Source organism: Planctomicrobium aquicomposti (assembly GCF_051466325.1).
GTDB lineage: Bacteria > Planctomycetota > Planctomycetia > Planctomycetales > Planctomycetaceae > Planctomicrobium.
In genome coordinates, this window is record NZ_CP195792.1 from 4,498,676 (window position 1) to 4,514,859 (window position 16,184).

The following is a 16,184-nucleotide window of genomic DNA, read 5'->3' on the forward strand; positions in this document are numbered from 1 at the left end:
CCACCAAATCGCTTCAATACTCACCGAGTCGTTCATTCCCCGAAACCGTGAGCAACCCCTGCCGGGTTACGTGCGAAGTCTTTGAAGAGATTGCTCGAACTCTTCCATCTGCCAGCAGAATTTCCAGGACTGCATTGTGCGGGATTTGTGCCTCGCTGTTAAATGTCAAAAAGAACTCAGGGCTGGCGTCATGAGGAGACATCCAGTGGACTGCTTCGGCCGCGTTTGTCTCAAAGACCATCACGGTGTCGGCAAGTGGGTCGGTGATTTCCGACAGCCGCCGGGACCGATCCGGCAGGAAGCAATTGTCCGGTCCCACCGCTGCCATGTAATTCGTGAAGCCAGCCGGAAGCTGGAGACCGGGGCACTGATACGCCGCAAGATTCTGCTCCCACGCCGGTCGATTTACGGGGTCATCCCACGGCTTCGAGAGGTCAATTCTCTTATAGAGCGGAGCCTCATCCAGATATGGCAGAATCAACGTCCGCCAGCTGTGCAGGCGGTTCCCATTGGCATCGACTGTATACGCCGGGGGCAATGCTCCCCAGTCATGGACATAGTGGTGCAGTGCCAGACCAATCTGCTTGAGGTTTCTCATGCAATCTGTTCGTTTCGTTGCCGGGACCGAGCGCGTGACGGGAGTCAACATCGTGATGATCAACCCGCCGATCACGACGGCTGCTCCCAGCCTCAACAACCAATCGGTCCACGAGGAACCGCCGGCCGACTTAACGGATGCGGAATCTGAGCCTTCCATCTTCACACTCCTCGCTGCAGTTCACAGCTGCCACCAAACCGATTCAATACTCTCCCACTGGCTCATCGCCCGCGACCGTCAGCAACGCCTGTCGGGTTACGTGCGAAGTCTCTGAAGAGATTGCTCGAACTCTTCCATCTGCCAGCAGAATTTCCAGGACCACATTGTGCGGGATTTGTGCCTCGCTGTTGAATGACAAAAAGAACTCAGGGCTGGCGTCATGGGGAGACATCCAGTGGACTGCTTCGGCCGCGCTTGTCTCAAAGACCATCACGGTGTCGGCAAGTGGGTCGGTGATTTCCGAAAATGGCCGGGCTCGATCCGGCAGGAAGCAATAATCCGGTCCCACCACTGCCATGTAATTGGTGAAGCCCGCCGGAAGCTGGAGACCGGGGCACTGATAAACAGGCTGGTTTGTATCCCACGCATGTTTGTTCACCGGGTCATCCCACGGCCTTGTCAGATCGATCAAATGATACAGAGGAGAACTATCCAGATACGGAAGGATCAACGTCCGCCAGCTGTGCAGGCGCTTGCCGTTCGCATCGACTGTATACGCCGGAGGCAGCGCTCCCCAAATGTCAGCATAATTGTGCAGTGCCAGACCAATCTGCCTCAGATTGTTCCTGCACTGGACATGTTCTCTGATCGGGCGGGGTCCAAATGCATTCATCAGGAAGTGAATCACAAATCCCAGGACGACGGCACTCGCGATTCCAGCCAGAAACCAGTCCGACGAGACAACCGCGAGCAGCTTCGACCTCGCTGGCTGTACGCCAGTTGAGGAATCTGGACTCTCCATCATCACACTCCTCTCTGCGGGTCGCTGCTGCCAGCAAACCGATTCAATACTCACCGAGTGGCTCGTTGCCCGAAACCGTCAGCAACGCCTGCCGGGTTTCGCGAGGCATCTCCGTCGATAACGACCTGGCTGATCCATCCGCAAAAAGGATATTCAAGACTCCGGCGTGCGGGATTTTTGTCCTGCTGTTGAATGTCAAAAAGAACTCAGGACTGGCATCGTGGGGGGACATCCAGTGCGCCGCTTCTGCTGCAGTTATCTCGAAGACCATTAGCGTGGCGGAAAGTGGATCGGTGATCTCCGACAGCGGCCGGGGGCGATCCGGCAGGAAGCAATAATCCGGTCCCACCACTGCCATGTAATTGGTGAAGCCCGGCGGAACTTCAAGACCCGGACACTGATAAGCCGGCAGATTCTGCTCCCACGCCTTCTGATTGACCGGATCATCCCACGGCTTCGAAAGGTCAATTCTCTTATAGAGCGAAGCCTGATCCAGATACGGCAGAATCAGCGTCCGCCAGCTGTGCAGGCGGTTCCCGTTGGCATCGACTGTGTACGCCGGCGGAAGGGCTCCCCAGCGATCAACATAACTGTGGAGTGCCAAGCCGATCTGCTTCAGGTTGTGTCTGCATTGATGGCGTCTCGCAGATTGAACCCCATCTGAGGGAAGTGGGGGAAGAAAAATCAGAATCAGCACTCCAAAGACGATGACGATGGCCGCGACGTTCAAAATTCTGGCGAACCACGAGGAACCGGTCACCGACTTCCCGGATGCAGAATCTGGACTCTCCATCATCACACTCCTCGCTGCGGGTCGCTGCTGCCAGCAAACCGATTCAATACTCACCGAGTGGCTCGTTGCCCGATACCGTCAGCAACGCCTGCCGCAGCTGCGCACTCCCATCCGCTGACATAAAACGGGGACTGCCCTCCCCCATCAACACCTGCAGCCCCCCGGTGTGGAAATGCTGCGTCTCGGGGTTGAAGTTCACAAAGAACTCGGCACTCGTGTCATACGGAGACATCCAGTGCACAGCCTCAGCGGCATTCGTTTCGAACACGACAACGGTATTCGAAAGGCCATCCTGAAATTCTGACAACTGACGACCGCGATCCGACAGGAAGCAATAATCCGGCCCCACCGCTGCCATATAGTTTGTGAATCCATCCCGCAGCTGAGCGCTCGGGCATTGATAAACTGAGACCTCAGTCTTCCAGGCAATCCGGTTCACCGGGTCGTACCAGGGTTTTGAAAGATCGATTGTCTGAAACAGTTCTTCCTGTCCCAGATGTGGAAGAAGCAGTGTTCGCCAACTATGCAGACGGTTGCCACTCGCATCGACTGTATAAGCAGGCGGAAGCGACTCCCACATGTCGCTATAACTGCGCAGCGCCAGCCCGATCTGAAAAAGATTGCGTTTGCATTGGCTCCGTTCCACTGCCGGTCGAATGTCGCGAGTGAACGGCAGCAGCAGGACCGCGAGCAGCAGACAGATTCCAACTCCCTGCCAGATGCGAACACTCTTCCGAGATTTCTGCGCAGGCTGCTGAACTGCAGACTGCTCGTCAGATTCCGGTTGAGAATTCATTTCTGGCCCTCTGCACGAATTCACGCGCACTCGATCTCTCAACTACGCACAGCCAGGCCGTGCCGCTGGAAATTTCTGGCCCGAAGCAAAGAAAACAGAGCCGCCCGCTTTATCGCAGTTTTTTTGCTTTTTCCTGGATCGGCTGCGGAACGAGTTCAATCAGCTGCGCAATGACATGCTCGGGGGTGATTCCGTCGCTGTCCGCCTGAAAGGTGGTGAGAATCCGATGCCGCAGCACCGGAGCCGCCACGCTGCGGATATCTTCCGTTGTCACATGGAATCGGCCGGCCAGAATGGCCCGGGCCTTGGCCCCCATGATCAGATATTGCCCGGCGCGGGGACCGGCTCCCCAAGCGAGGTACTTCTTTACGAAGGGGGAAGCCCCCTCCTCTGCCGGACGAGTCGCCCGTACCAGATCACGGGCATACACAAACACATGCTCCGCGACCGGCACCTTCCGCACTACCTCCTGCAAGGCGAGAATCTGCGCACCGGTCAGTGCCGGCTTCAGCTCAGGCTCATGGCTGCTGGTGGTCTGCTTCAGAATGCGCAGTTCCTCCGCAGCGGTCGGATATTGGACCACCACGTTGAACATAAAGCGGTCAAGCTGAGCCTCGGGGAGCGGATAGGTCCCCTCCTGCTCAATCGGATTCTGGGTCGCCAGCACAAAAAAGGGAGAAGGAAGCCGGTACGTATGTGAGCCGACGGTGACGTGCCGCTCCTGCATCGCCTCCAGCAGCGCTGCCTGTGTCTTGGGAGGGGTCCGGTTGATTTCGTCCGCCAGCAGAATATGCGTGAAAAGCGGTCCCTGCATGAACTGGAACGTTCTTCGCCCGGTCTCCGGATCGTCCTGCAGAACATCGGTCCCGGTGATATCCGAGGGCATCAGATCGGGAGTGAACTGGATGCGACGGAACGACAGCTGCAGAATGCGGGCAATCGTGCTGACGAGCAGCGTTTTCGCGAGCCCGGGGACCCCCACCAGCAGGCAGTGTCCCCGACTGAACAGCGAGATCAACAGCAGATCGACGACTTCATCCTGGCCGATAATGACCTTGCCGATCTCTTCCCGCAGTCGGGCATACGCGGAAGCCAGACCCCGGATGGCCTGAGCCTCCATGTCGGCAGCACCGCGGGTCTGAGTCGATTCTTCGCTGCCGGCAGTCCCCGCCAGATCGGTCATGTTCTGTGCGCTTTGTCAAAACGAAATGAGCGTCGTCCCCGTATCATACGGAATTGGACGCAGCGCGTTCAATTCGCATGGCAGCAGGTGCGACGCACATTATGCCCGGACCGCCGACCGACGTTGGCCCGGGCCAAACGTTCTCTCCGGGATGCGCAGAGCGGCGAGGCCTCGAGAGGCCCGCCGCAGTGTTCGCGCGACGGACCGGGGCGATCCGTGATGGACCGGTTTACGAGGAGGCGAGATGCACATCCAGATCCAGCAGCCGGCAGGCACGCTGAATCAGCGTTTCGACTTCGAACGGTTTCTGCAGGAAGTCATTGGCACCCGCATCACGGAGTTCCTGAATGCGGTCGGCTTCGACCATTCCGGAGATGCAGACGATCTTGACGTCGTCGAGTGACGGATCGCTCCGCACCCGCTGGCAAACTTCCTTACCGTTAATATCGGGGAGCATCACATCGAGGATGATGACGTCGGGCCGGTACTCCTTGACCATCATTCCGGCGTCGAAGCCGTTGTTGACGGTGCGAATCTCGAAGCGGCCATCGGCCTCAAGAGAGTCACGCAGCAGTTCCACCAGATCGCGGTCATCGTCCACGATCAGCGCTTTGCGCTTCCCGCTTTCGAGTGCATCGGTCGGGATACCGTTATCCTTCATGAACTTATAAAGGATGTCGCGCGGGATCCGGCGGAAGCGCGAGCCGGGAACCCGAAATCCTTTCAGCTGACCTGAGTCGAAGCAGCGGATGATTGTTTGCTGGCTGACCTTGCAGATCTTGGCTGCTTCACCGGTCGTGAAAACCGTTTTCATAGGTGCTCCATCCTCCTAACAGCCTGATCACAGGCCGAGCACTGGCTTCTCCCGGACGGACGAAGACGAAAACGCGAGGGGAGGCATCTTCATCCGTGAAGAGTTCGCCGAGACTGTTAATTCCGCCGCAGATGCGGATTTTACCGAAACTTCCATGTGATCCGATTGTATCCATCCTGCGGAATCGGTCAATGGGGGTTTGAACCACCCGGCTTTCCCAGCCGCACGGAACATCGCCCTTCCTAAACTCATACCATCATGACAGATTGGTGTTGAGTCCCGGCTTCCTCCACAGTCGGATGGGACGAACCGCGGACGCCGACCAAATAGGCATTTTTGCTAAGTCGGGCGGTATTTCGGGATCGCGGGTTCCGGAACTTCTTCCAGCAAGCGGGTAATGATGGAATCGCTGTCGAAGCCCTCCGCCTGAGCCTGAAAGTTGGGGGAGATGCGGTGCCGCAGCACTGGAATCGCCACCCGGCGAATGTCTTCGAAAGAGATCGTCGGCCGGGCATCCATCGCTGCGACGGCCCGCGCCCCGTGGATCAGATACTGCCCCGCCCGCGGGCCAGCCCCCCAGTCGATCAGTTCCTTGATGAACTTGGGAGCCCCCGAGTCCTTTGGACGGGTCGCCCGCACCAGCCGCGCCACGTACGTCACGATGATGGGGGCGATTTCGATCATGTTGATCTGCTTCTGCAGATACTGGATCGACTTGGCGCTCAGCACCTTGCGGACTTCCGGACGCTCACCCCGCGTCGTCGCGCTCAGAATCTTCTCTTCTTCTTCCAGGTTGGGGTAATCGACCTTGATATTGAACATGAAGCGGTCGAGCTGTGCTTCCGGAAGAGGATAGGTTCCCTCCTGCTCGATCGGGTTCTGGGTGGCGATCACGAAAAACGGGTCGGGGAGCTTAAACGTCTCCTGCCCGGCGGTCACTTCCCGTTCCTGCATCGCCTGCAGCAATGCCGCCTGGGTTTTCGGCGGCGTCCGGTTGATTTCGTCCGCGAGGAGAATGTTGGTGAAGACCGGCCCCTGCACAAAGCGGAACTCCCGCCGACCCGATTCGGTCTCTTCCAGGACGTGCGTGCCGGTGATATCCGAGGGCATCAGGTCGGGGGTGAACTGAATCCGCTTGAAGTCGACATCCAGAATCCGGGCGATGGTGCTGACGACGAGAGTTTTGGCCAGTCCCGGCACCCCCACCAGCAGGCAGTGTCCGCCGGTGAAGATCGCGGACAGGATCTGCTCGATGACGGCATCCTGCCCGATCACCACTTTATGAAGCTCGTCCGTCATCAGTTCGCGATGGCGTTTGAACTTCTCCAGAAAGTCATCGAAGTCTCGCTTATCAGCAGCCAAGTGCCCCTCACTCCCTGTTGTGCCGTCGGCGCGGCGAACGGAGCCGCCTCATGTGGAACCGTGGCAGACGTTACGTCCGTTCAGTCATGCTAACGTCCCGGGGTGAACTTGCGAACCGACCATCTCCGGCAGTTTCTGCCGATTCGCGGGGGTGATGCGAATCCACTCCGAGCTTCGTACGCAGCGGTAAGCAGCGGTGCGAAGGCGATTTGTGGAAAAACCCGTGAATTGCTCCCCCGGGGAATCACCCCTTGCATTCGCCACAACCAGCACCCACGGAAAAAGCGGCACCCACGGCACAATCGGTACAGTTTGACTGATCGCGAATCCGATAACAGTCTCAGGTCCGTTCCCGGCGCGCCCAGATCGTCCATTGTGACGGGCGAATCGGGACGGCCCACAAGGAACTGGATTCCTGTAATGTCGCCCCGCCAGAACGGATGCGGGTTCGGCCAACCAGTCAAGGACGTACTGATGCGGATTCAGCCGTGGATGAAAGCGGTCACGGGCGCGGCACTCATGCTGGGAGCTCAAGCCAGCGCTTCGGCCCAGCAGCCGATCGCTTACGGGCAGCCGGCCTACGCAATGCCAGAGGGAGCCACGTATCCCTTGTCTGGAGCAGGCGGCTACTACGGCAGCCCCGGCCCCGGCGGCTATCAGGCCCCCTCACCCGCCATGCCCGGCGGCCCCGCAGATCCGGCGACGCTGTGGCCGGCCGGTACGCCCGCGGGCTTTCAGCCCTGGCCCGAAATCAGCCCCTTCCAGGCGGGGAATGTCGGCCAGACTCAGCACTACAACGACAACGGGCTGTGGTTCAAGGAGATGTTCTATCGCCAGCGGAAATACTATGGCTCGTTCGAGTTCATGGCATTCCGTCCGCGCGATGTCGGGAACGGCACGATCGGCTCTCCGTACGCCAAGGCCCTCTATAATGATCCTTCGATCGCCTATCCGTACGGGATGTTCCAGTCCCCGCTGTATGGACCGTTTGTCGAGTCACCGAACGTCGATCCGGCGCCGATCGGAAACTTTGTGATCGACCCGCGGGTCATTCCCTATCCAGCCCTTTCGGACTCGGCCTACACCGACAGTGCCTCGCCGGCGTACTTTCCGATCCGCTCCGGCAACACGATGCCGGCTCCCGATCCGACGCTCGGCCTGACCGGTCGCCTCGGCTACATGAATGAAGATTACACCGGAACGCAGGCCACCGTCTGGTGGGCCTTTGACACCGGCTCTAACTTCACTCGCGGCTACGAGTACATCAACGGGGTGAAGGTCAATCAGAATATCACCACCGTTCTCGAAGGTCAGAATCTGACCACCCTCGGCGGAAACATTCCCCTCTACAACGGTGAAGATGTCGCCGGCCCGAGTTTCGGTCTGGGATCGACTGCCAAGTATGACGTCCTCTACAGCCTGACCTTCGAAACACAGGCCGGGGGTGGAAACGTCAGCTTCTATCAGCAGCCCGCGTATCGCAACAACGGAATCATGATCCGACCGTTATGGGGTCTGCGTTACATGTACCTCGCCGAGCGATTCGCCTTCCGCGGGATCGACAGCGGTTTCAACTACAGCGTGGATGAGGAAACCTTCCGGCCCGATTCCATCGAACTGCTCTACGACCAGTACGAAGCCAACCTGTCGAACTCGATCAAGTCGAACATCGCCGGTCCTGAAGTCGGCTTCCGGATTGACCTCGGTCAGCCCAACGGCCGCGGCTTCAGGATGTGGACGGAAACCATCCTCGGAATCGCAGCCAATCACCAGCAGTTTGATCTTGCCGGAGACAATATCGGCGACCCGCTGGTCGACGTGCGGTTCAAGGGATACCTCGTCCCGCGCATCCTCGACGATGCCAACTACAACTCGGCCTTCAGCCAAAGCAAAAGCTCAACTCACGTTTCACCGGTGTTCCAGCAGTCGATCTTTGCCGACTTCAACATTCTCGACACCGTTCCGGTGATTCGTGAAATGGAGCTGTTCGAGCATGCCCGGCTGCGGGTCGGCTGGACCTTCACTTTCGTTGGCGAAGTGGCCCGCCCGATCGATTCGATCAAATGGCAGGGGTTCCCCCTCTTCCCGGAAATTCGTGAACGTCGGGAATCGTGGTGGGCCAATCAGCTGAACGTCGGTTTCGACTGGAACTTCTAGAGCCGGTTACTTTTTCCAGTCCCCGCGCAGGGTGCATATCGCCTGATCGAAGCCACAACTCGACCAGCGTGAACACGGGAGAACATACTCCGAAAAGTTCCCGACCTGATTGCCCGGCAGTCTGCAAACATCCGATCTTCGCGCTGGGCGTCTTGATCGACCATCAGGACGCCCGGTTTTTTCTTCGGCAGAGAGCACTCCCGTCGAAACCGGTTGACTCGTCGATGCCGACTACGAAATTCCCGAGTTCGACTGCTTACATCTTTCCGCAACAGTCCTTGTGCCCCGGAGCACCCCTGATGCGATTCCTTTCTGAACAGCTGACAGGTCCCCTGCTCCGGACAGCCCTGCTGGGAGTTGTCTGCCTGACGATCGTTGGCTGCTCGGGATCGTCTTCACCCTCGGCAGCATCGTCGGCAACGCTGCCCGTTGTGACGATCGACGTCGCTCCCCTTTCTGAACCGCTGCGCCCGAAAGATGTCGCCGCCTTCATTCAGGTCGTCCGCAATCTTCCGGGGCAGACCTCGCCGGAATTCGTCAAACAGGACTTCACACCACTGCAGCTGACGAACCTGCGCGCGGAATTGCAGCAACGCCAGCTACAATGTCAGCAGGCGCTCGACCCGGTGGTGCAGGGAGAGTCCTGGAGCCGCGATGCCAGTCTTCAGCGGGCATTCAAGTCTGTAGATATCCAGCCGGAAGCGTTTGCCTCACTCGCCGTGCGCATCAGCTGTGCGTGGGCCCGTCAGAGTCTCGGGCCCGACTTCAATCTGCGGGAAGCCCGTTTGAGGTCCACCATCCATCTGCGGGAGCTGGTCCAGGGAATCGAGAATTCTGCCCGCCCTGTCACCGCGAACGAGCGCCAGTTCCTCACACAGCAACTGGAAGCGGCTGTCTCGCTGGCGGAGTTCCTCAATCTGCTCGAACAGGTCCCGCCGGAGAGCTGTCAGGTCGTCGCCGCAGCGGCACATGAGCTGCGCGAATGCCTGCCACAATCAACAGCCCTGCCGCAATTCGAACAGCATGTGGAAAGCCGGGCCGAAGTGATCCGGGTGGGACATCAACAATAACGGCCCCTCGAGAAGGGTTCAGAGCACTCTGTAAGTCGAGTCGGGATGGAATGTACCGTCCAGTACATCCAGTCGCCGTTCCTTCGGCCCCACTGGCTCGCGAAATCCCCTCGGCATACGATATGGTTCCGCGTTGCCCATCCAACTGAACAAATCAGCAGATCCACCGTTTTTGAGTGCGTGATCATCCCTTGATCACACAAAAGGAGTCAGAGAATGACGTCGGAACAGGTTATCATCATTGGTTCAGGTCCTGCTGGCTGGGCGGCAGCGATCTACACCGCCCGTGCCAATCTGAAGCCGCTGGTGATCGAAGGAGCCATGACTCAGGAGAACTGGGACCTCGGCCGTCCTCCTCTGGGGCAGCTGGCGATCACCACCGAGGTCGAAAACTTTCCGGGCTTCCCGCATGGAAACCTGGGGCACTACCTGGATCATGCACTGCCGAAAGAACGTCGGCAGATGATGGCTCCTCATCGTGGCGAAGGGGTCAGCGGTCCGGAACTGATGGAGCTGATGCGCCAGCAGGCGATCAACTTCGGCACACGCACACTGATGGAAGATGTCACCGAAGTCGACCTGTCCAAGCGTCCGTTCGTCATGAGGACTTCGGATGGTCAGACATTTTCAGCTCGATCGGTGATCATTGCCACGGGGGCCCGGGCAAACTATCTCGGTCTCGATTCGGAAAAGCGTTTCAAAAACATGGGGGTTTCCGCCTGTGCCGTGTGCGATGGAGCACTTCCCCGCTTTCGCGATCAGCCGCTGGTCGTCGTCGGCGGTGGCGACAGCGCGATGGAAGAATCGGACTACCTTTCCAAGTTTGGATCGAAGATCTACATCGTGCATCGTCGTGATTCGTTCCGCGCCAGCCCGATCATGGCGGAGCGGGCGCTGAAGAATCCCAAGATCGAGCCCAAGTGGAATTCCGTGATCGACGAAGTGCTCGGAACGGATGAAACCGGAGTGACCGGTGTGCGCATCCGCAGCACCATCGACTCTTCCAAAACGGAAGAGTTGCAGGTCACAGGTTATTTCGCTGCCATCGGCCACACGCCGAACACCGATTTCCTCAAAGGTCAGCTGGAAGTGAACTCCAAAGGTTACATCAAGTGGACCGTTCCCTTCCGAACGAACACCAGCGTCGAAGGGGTCTTCGCAGCCGGCGACGTCGCTGACGACAACTATCGCCAGGCGATCACGGCGGCCGGGTCCGGCTGCATGGCTGCCCTCGATTGCGAACGCTGGCTCGCCCTGCAGGGACATTGATGATCCGATCGGGGCAGCAGCGACTCCCCTCATCATTCCTTTGCAGTAAAAGATCCCGATATACTCGGAGCCCTCACGGTCTTCGAGTATTTTCGTTTCTGGAAGGGGACATCGATGACTTGCAATGCGTTTGCTGGAGGCCTCCGCTTTTCCTTCTGGATCTGCCTGCTGCTGGGAAGCCTCACGACCCGTGCCGGTGCGGAAACGGGGTACACAGTTCGCCAGATCACTCACGGTCCCCACTGCCACTTCTTCGGTTACATCGGCCATGTCGGCACGACCCCCTGGAACGCCAGCGGCCGGTATCTGCTGGCCCTGCAAACCGACTTTCAGGACCGCATGCCGCACCCGGGGGAAGCGGCCAATGTGGTGTTGATCGACACCCAGCGTGACAACGAGGTCCGTGTCGTCGATCAGTGCCGGGCCTGGAATTTTCAGCAGGGGACAATGTTCTACTGGAATCCGCAGGCGCCGGAGACACAGTTCTTCTTCAATGATCGCGATCCCGAAACGAACCGTGTGCGGACGGTCCTCTACGATCTGCAAGCGGGCAAACGCGTGCGTGAATTCGAGTCTGGCGAGACTCCCTTCGGCAACAGCGGCGTGGCCCAGCAAGGGGGCCAGTTCCTCGGCCTGAATTATGGAAGGATGGCTCGACTCCGACCGGTGACCGGTTACCCGGTCGCGTTCGACTGGACGGGAGAAGCACCGGCGCCCGCGAACGACGGTATTTTTCTGACCGATGTCGCCACCGGCGAGAGTCGACTGCTCGTCTCCTTCGCGACGCTGCAGTCAGAACTACAGCGACACTTCCCGATGAAGTGGAAAGATCTCGACCGCAAGGGGCTGTTCATTAATCACACGCTCTGGAACCGTGATGGAAGCGAGATCTACTTTTATTGCCGGGGAGACTTCGAAGATTTTCCGGCAGAGGATCGGGTCAACGTCCCATTCACCATCCGGCCTGACGGCACAGGACTCACCGTGCAGGAATTCATCGGCGGTCATCTGGAATGGAATGACGATGGGCGGGTCCTCACTCCTCAGGGAGACCTCTACAACACCACGCTCCGCCGCTTCACCGGAAAAATTCCGGGGTTGTCTGCCGGAGATGGAGACATTGCCCTTTCACCGGATGGCAGGTTGATCGTCAAAGGCTTCTCCAGCGGTCGCATTGAGAACCGCTATGCGGTCATCAGCAAGGAGACAGGTCTTCTGCTGGAGACGAAGCCCTTCTCTCGCGGAGAATGGACGCGCGGTCCACTGAGAATTGACGGAGCCCCCGCCTGGAATCGCGATGGCACGCAATTCGCCTTCACCACCATCTCCGAAGATGCGGGGAAGACGCGGCAGATGTTCATCATCACCCTGACAGAGACTCCCTGAGTAGTCCCTGTCACTGCGGCTTAACGAAGAGATCACGGGATCAGAAAGACGAGGCCGACGATCACGGCCGCTTCGACGACGGTGGCATCCAGACTGCGCCGCAGCCGCTCGTGCACATACGGAGCGTTGTCCCCCGGCCGGGCTTCTCCGAGTGTGTACTGCGTCATCTGCGCCGGCTGCGCGATGACCTGATAGGGCAACGTCGGAATCGTGGCGAAGAACTTCACACCGGAGACGAGAGGCTGAGCAAGACCATATGAGAACCCATGCCGTTCGAGATTGACATCCTCAAAGTACAGCGGCTGATGATTCAGCAGCGAGGCGTTCCAGTAGAAGTGGCTGGTCGCCCAGGTTCGCTGCGTTCCCGGCAGGTGCATCCTGCTCCCGGCGGCAGCAAACTTCACAGCGGCCCGGTCGGAAGGGAGTTCCCCCTTCGGCGGAGTGATATTCAGCGAGATCTGCGCCAGCGCGCGATGCGTGTTGCCGTCAATCTGCTCCGCTTCATTCACATCGGCTCCCGGTTCCAGAACGCCGTCGGGACAGGCCGGCCCCGGTGAGAACACGACAGAGGGAACCGAAACGATGAACGGATACAGGTTGTAACCCTCGGGCATGCAGCCGACGAGATACATACTGTTGAGTCGCCAGTTCACGAACTTGCACTGCAGGGCCGCGCGGACGGGATCGGCCTGCTCCGCCTGAATCTGCTGACGATCGCCGATCCACGTATCCTGAATGCCCGCCTGGCAGAGGTCTTTACCAAAGCACAGGTGATCAAACATCCCGTGGACTGCCAGAACCGTATTGTCCGCAGCCCGGGCGAAGCAGTTGCACTCACCAAAGCGATCATGGAAGCAGTTGCCCAGATGATCGACACCCCGATAGCAGTAGCCTTCCGGACATTGCGGACAGCCCGGCATCGCGCCGGTGGCGATCAGCGGCGGACAGGGACTGACCGGTCCGCCCGGAAGAGCACCGGGTGCTCCCTCAAACCACGGCGGCTCGGAGAAGACATTCTCTGGAGCCACTTCGGCGGGGAGTGGCGGCAACGGAAGCGATTCCCCAGAGAGAACGTTTTCAGTGGTCGCAGCAGCGGGCGTTGGCTCCGGATCTTCTGCCGAACTTCCGTTCACCAAGCCGCACAACGCCACCAGCAACACCGCCAGCAGCTGCGGGCGATGAGTCAGATTCGCAGCTCGGCGTCCGCTTGCCACCATCGATATTCTCGTCCAGCCTCCGTGACCCGGGCAGAGCAGCACCCTGTTGGGGGCATCTTTGCTCTCGGTTGCATCGTCCCTTTCAGACGGAAAATCCAGAGGGAATCCGAGCCCCGGCAAAGTCGCCGCAACCGGAACCGGAGATTCACTGTCTCGCCGCGGACCGGACGGCGAACGTCAATTACTCGACGACGACAGCCGCAGGTTCTGCCGGTGCAGGCGGGGCATCACGGTTGATGTACTTCAGCATCACCGGCAGCAGGACGAGGTTGCCGATCAGCCCGCCGAGCATAGTCAGGCTGACCAGAACGCCGAAGTAAATCAGCGGCACAAAATTCGAAAGGGCAAGCACACTGAAGCCTGCGATGAGGGCCACATTCGCCAAAGTCAGCGCGAGACCGGCCCCACCGTTGGCCACATTCACTGCCTCTTGATGCGTGGCCCCTCCCCGTCGGGCCCGTTCGTATTCCGCGAGATACAGAATCGTCGTATCGACGGTCAGACCGATCGACACACTGGCGATCATGGCAGTGCCGATGTTGATCGGCATTCCGAACCATCCCATGCAGCCGACGACCAGAATGATCGGCAACACGTTCGGAACCAGCGAGATCAGGCCGATCCAGAAGCCGCGGAAAGCGAGCGCCAGGCAGAGCAGCATCCCCGCGCAGGAAATCAGAAAGCTCGTCAGCTGATCCCCCAGCAGACTGGTGATCAGATGCGCCAACAGCACGTAGAGCCCGGTCGCTTTCGCCTCCGGAAAATACTTGCGGGCGGTTTCTTCAACCTGTTGAATCAGCTGCAGCTTGACTTCTGAAGGCTGCTGCTCCAGTGCCCTGAGTACAATCCGCATCCGGCCCCGTTCGGGGTTGTACAGGGTCGGTTGCATCTCCGGTTGCAGCTGGGCCAGCACCATCTGCTGTTCTTCAAGATCCGCATTCCGGTACCGGGGAATCCGCTTCACCAGATCCAGCCCGTCGGTCAGGGCGAGCACCTTGGTGAGCCGGATTCCATTGCTCAGCTGGATCGCATTCAGTTCCTGTGCGAGGGCCCGAACCTTGTCCAGCTCTTCTTCAGTCAATTCGGAGGGGGCAGGAAAGCCGATCTCCCAGCTGCCGACCCCGCCCATGTTCGCTTCGAAGAAATTCAGAGCGTGCACAATCGGACTCGATGCCCGGAAGTTCTTGCTGAAATCGGTCTCAACTTTCAGGAGTCCGACACCGATGCACGAAAAAATCGTGAGCGCCACCGTCGCTCCGAGAATCGGCCAGGGATGATCCGCCGACCAGGCTGCCAGCCGCTGCAACTGCGAGATCAGCCACTTCTCTCCCCAGGGCTCGCGCGGATCGGCCTGCACATGGCCGATCAGAATTCCCCCCGGCAGAATCAGCAGACAGACCAGCGGCACCAGCATCGAGCCCAGTGCCATCATTAATGCGAAACTCCGGACCGGTGTCGTCTCACTGATCAGCAGCGAAGCAAAACCGATGGCGGTCGTCAGCGAAATCCAGAAGGTCGGCTCTGCCAGCGTCGAAAAGGTTTTGCAGAATGCCTGTTCGCGCGGCCAGTGCACCCGGTACTCGCGAAACATCACGGTAATGTGTGTCACGGTCGCGATCGCAATCACGGTGACCAGCGAGGTCAGCATCGAGCTGACCATGCTCAGCCGGATGCCCGTCAGCGACAGAATCCCTTTCGTCCAGAGCAGTGTGATCTGAATCACCAGAATGGGCAGGATGACCCAGCGGACATTCCGGAAGAAAAACAGAATCACCGTCATGAGCAGCATCGAGGAGGCGAGGCCCAGCACCCAGCTGTCTTCTTCGACATAACGGAACATGTCGTGAATCTGCAGCGGTTCTCCCGCGACATAGGTCCGACGGGGGAAGTCCTGTGCGATTTCCCGAATGCGGCGATACGTTTCCGTCCGCGGAACCGGCGACGTCTCCTCATCCGCCAGCCTCAACACGATGGTCAGGGTCCGGTTGTCTTCACCAATCAGAATATGCCGCGACAGATTCACGATCTCCCGCTGTGTGGCGGGGAGCCGCAACAACACCCGGATCCGGCCTGTCGCGCGCGAGTTGCGCAGGGAATCGGCCAGATCCTGCGTGCTGTCAGCCCGGACGCCGGGGACACGACTGAGCCGGTCGGAAAAGGCGGCCAGCTGACGCAGTTCTTCTTCGCTGGTGGGGTGATCGGCCTGATAGGCGACCATGACGAACTCGTCCCCCAGAAAGATGGACTTGCTCTCCAGATAGGCCTGCAACTGGGGATCGCTCGGGTCATAGAATGACTCAACCGATTCATCCAGTTTCAGTTGCGATGCCGGCCAAACCAGCGCCAGAGACGCCACCGCCGTGAAGATCAGCATCCCCCACCGCCAACGCACGAGCGCGGCAGTCGCGGCGTCCCAGCGTTTGGAGGAGCTTTGAGACATGAAATCCGGCGGGTGACAACGGTCAGAATTCTCAATCGATCCGGGGAAGATCGGTTACGATGGCAGCATAGTGGAAATCTGACGCGGAACCATGCGCCCGTGCGGGCCACTCCTGATTTTGCGAAAGCCAGACAAACC

General features: G+C 59.1%; 13 protein-coding genes. 4 read left to right on the forward strand and 9 right to left on the reverse strand.

Annotation, left to right across the window (positions count from 1 at the left end):
- Positions 1 to 13: 13 nt before the first annotated feature.
- The 7 genes from SH664x_RS17325 to SH664x_RS17355 all read right to left on the reverse strand — a co-directional run bounded on the left by SH664x_RS17325 (position 14) and on the right by SH664x_RS17355 (position 6,507).
- Positions 14 to 757, reverse strand: coding sequence for a DUF1559 family PulG-like putative transporter (locus tag SH664x_RS17325; protein ID WP_437203017.1), 744 nt, complete (start codon positions 755 to 757; stop codon positions 14 to 16).
- A gap of 43 nt (positions 758 to 800) precedes the next feature.
- Positions 801 to 1,562: a DUF1559 family PulG-like putative transporter gene (locus tag SH664x_RS17330; protein WP_437203019.1), complete on the reverse strand. Its 762-nt coding sequence runs from the start codon at positions 1,560 to 1,562 to the stop codon at positions 801 to 803.
- A gap of 40 nt (positions 1,563 to 1,602) precedes the next feature.
- Positions 1,603 to 2,355 (reverse strand): DUF1559 family PulG-like putative transporter, encoded by a 753-nt coding sequence (locus tag SH664x_RS17335; RefSeq protein WP_437203020.1) that lies wholly within the window; start codon positions 2,353 to 2,355, stop codon positions 1,603 to 1,605.
- A gap of 40 nt (positions 2,356 to 2,395) precedes the next feature.
- Complete coding sequence (locus SH664x_RS17340; RefSeq protein ID WP_437203022.1) at positions 2,396 to 3,148, reverse strand: DUF1559 family PulG-like putative transporter; 753 nt, start codon at positions 3,146 to 3,148, stop codon at positions 2,396 to 2,398.
- A 109-nt stretch (positions 3,149 to 3,257) separates the two neighbouring features.
- On the reverse strand, positions 3,258 to 4,331 hold the full coding sequence (locus tag SH664x_RS17345; protein WP_437203023.1) for an AAA family ATPase: 1,074 nt from the start codon (positions 4,329 to 4,331) through the stop codon (positions 3,258 to 3,260).
- Between the two features lie 229 nt (positions 4,332 to 4,560).
- The gene (locus SH664x_RS17350; RefSeq protein WP_437203024.1) at positions 4,561 to 5,145 is read right to left on the reverse strand and encodes a response regulator; all 585 of its coding nucleotides are present in this window, start codon (positions 5,143 to 5,145) and stop codon (positions 4,561 to 4,563) included.
- Between the two features lie 339 nt (positions 5,146 to 5,484).
- Positions 5,485 to 6,507 (reverse strand): AAA family ATPase, encoded by a 1,023-nt coding sequence (locus SH664x_RS17355; RefSeq protein ID WP_437203026.1) that lies wholly within the window; start codon positions 6,505 to 6,507, stop codon positions 5,485 to 5,487.
- Between the two features lie 420 nt (positions 6,508 to 6,927).
- Between SH664x_RS17355 and SH664x_RS17360 the strand changes: the two genes are divergently transcribed.
- The 4 genes from SH664x_RS17360 to SH664x_RS17375 all read left to right on the forward strand — a co-directional run bounded on the left by SH664x_RS17360 (position 6,928) and on the right by SH664x_RS17375 (position 12,389).
- Positions 6,928 to 8,664 (forward strand): hypothetical protein, encoded by a 1,737-nt coding sequence (locus tag SH664x_RS17360; RefSeq protein ID WP_437203028.1) that lies wholly within the window; start codon positions 6,928 to 6,930, stop codon positions 8,662 to 8,664.
- Positions 8,665 to 8,963: 299 nt separating this feature from the next.
- Positions 8,964 to 9,734, forward strand: coding sequence for a hypothetical protein (locus SH664x_RS17365; protein ID WP_437203029.1), 771 nt, complete (start codon positions 8,964 to 8,966; stop codon positions 9,732 to 9,734).
- A 216-nt stretch (positions 9,735 to 9,950) separates the two neighbouring features.
- Positions 9,951 to 11,003, forward strand: a complete 1,053-nt coding sequence (locus SH664x_RS17370) for a thioredoxin-disulfide reductase (protein ID WP_437203031.1) — start codon at positions 9,951 to 9,953, stop codon at positions 11,001 to 11,003.
- A gap of 114 nt (positions 11,004 to 11,117) precedes the next feature.
- Positions 11,118 to 12,389, forward strand: a complete 1,272-nt coding sequence (locus SH664x_RS17375; protein ID WP_437203033.1) for a hypothetical protein — start codon at positions 11,118 to 11,120, stop codon at positions 12,387 to 12,389.
- Positions 12,390 to 12,421: 32 nt separating this feature from the next.
- Here SH664x_RS17375 and SH664x_RS17380 read toward each other — a convergent pair whose 3' ends face one another.
- Together SH664x_RS17380 and SH664x_RS17385 are read right to left on the reverse strand one after the other, a co-directional pair.
- Complete coding sequence (locus SH664x_RS17380; RefSeq protein WP_437203035.1) at positions 12,422 to 13,606, reverse strand: hypothetical protein; 1,185 nt, start codon at positions 13,604 to 13,606, stop codon at positions 12,422 to 12,424.
- 181 nt (positions 13,607 to 13,787) lie between these two features.
- The gene (locus SH664x_RS17385; RefSeq protein ID WP_437203037.1) at positions 13,788 to 16,046 is read right to left on the reverse strand and encodes an efflux RND transporter permease subunit; all 2,259 of its coding nucleotides are present in this window, start codon (positions 16,044 to 16,046) and stop codon (positions 13,788 to 13,790) included.
- Positions 16,047 to 16,184: the final 138 nt, after the last annotated feature.

Excerpts from the sequence above, each read along its gene's own strand:
- SH664x_RS17360 (WP_437203028.1), top strand. The coding sequence starts at position 6,928 with ATGTCGCCCCGCCAGAACGGATGCGGGTTCGGCCAACCAGTCAAGGAC.
- SH664x_RS17325 (WP_437203017.1), bottom strand. The coding sequence starts at position 757 with ATGGAAGGCTCAGATTCCGCATCCGTTAAGTCGGCCGGCGGTTCCTCG.
- SH664x_RS17345 (WP_437203023.1), bottom strand. The coding sequence starts at position 4,331 with ATGACCGATCTGGCGGGGACTGCCGGCAGCGAAGAATCGACTCAGACC.
- SH664x_RS17335 (WP_437203020.1), bottom strand. The coding sequence starts at position 2,355 with ATGATGGAGAGTCCAGATTCTGCATCCGGGAAGTCGGTGACCGGTTCC.
- SH664x_RS17375 (WP_437203033.1), top strand. The coding sequence starts at position 11,118 with ATGACTTGCAATGCGTTTGCTGGAGGCCTCCGCTTTTCCTTCTGGATC.
- SH664x_RS17350 (WP_437203024.1), bottom strand. The coding sequence starts at position 5,145 with ATGAAAACGGTTTTCACGACCGGTGAAGCAGCCAAGATCTGCAAGGTC.
- SH664x_RS17340 (WP_437203022.1), bottom strand. The coding sequence starts at position 3,148 with ATGAATTCTCAACCGGAATCTGACGAGCAGTCTGCAGTTCAGCAGCCT.
- SH664x_RS17365 (WP_437203029.1), top strand. The coding sequence starts at position 8,964 with ATGCGATTCCTTTCTGAACAGCTGACAGGTCCCCTGCTCCGGACAGCC.
- SH664x_RS17370 (WP_437203031.1), top strand. The coding sequence starts at position 9,951 with ATGACGTCGGAACAGGTTATCATCATTGGTTCAGGTCCTGCTGGCTGG.
- SH664x_RS17330 (WP_437203019.1), bottom strand. The coding sequence starts at position 1,562 with ATGATGGAGAGTCCAGATTCCTCAACTGGCGTACAGCCAGCGAGGTCG.
- SH664x_RS17380 (WP_437203035.1), bottom strand. The coding sequence starts at position 13,606 with ATGGTGGCAAGCGGACGCCGAGCTGCGAATCTGACTCATCGCCCGCAG.
- SH664x_RS17385 (WP_437203037.1), bottom strand. The coding sequence starts at position 16,046 with ATGTCTCAAAGCTCCTCCAAACGCTGGGACGCCGCGACTGCCGCGCTC.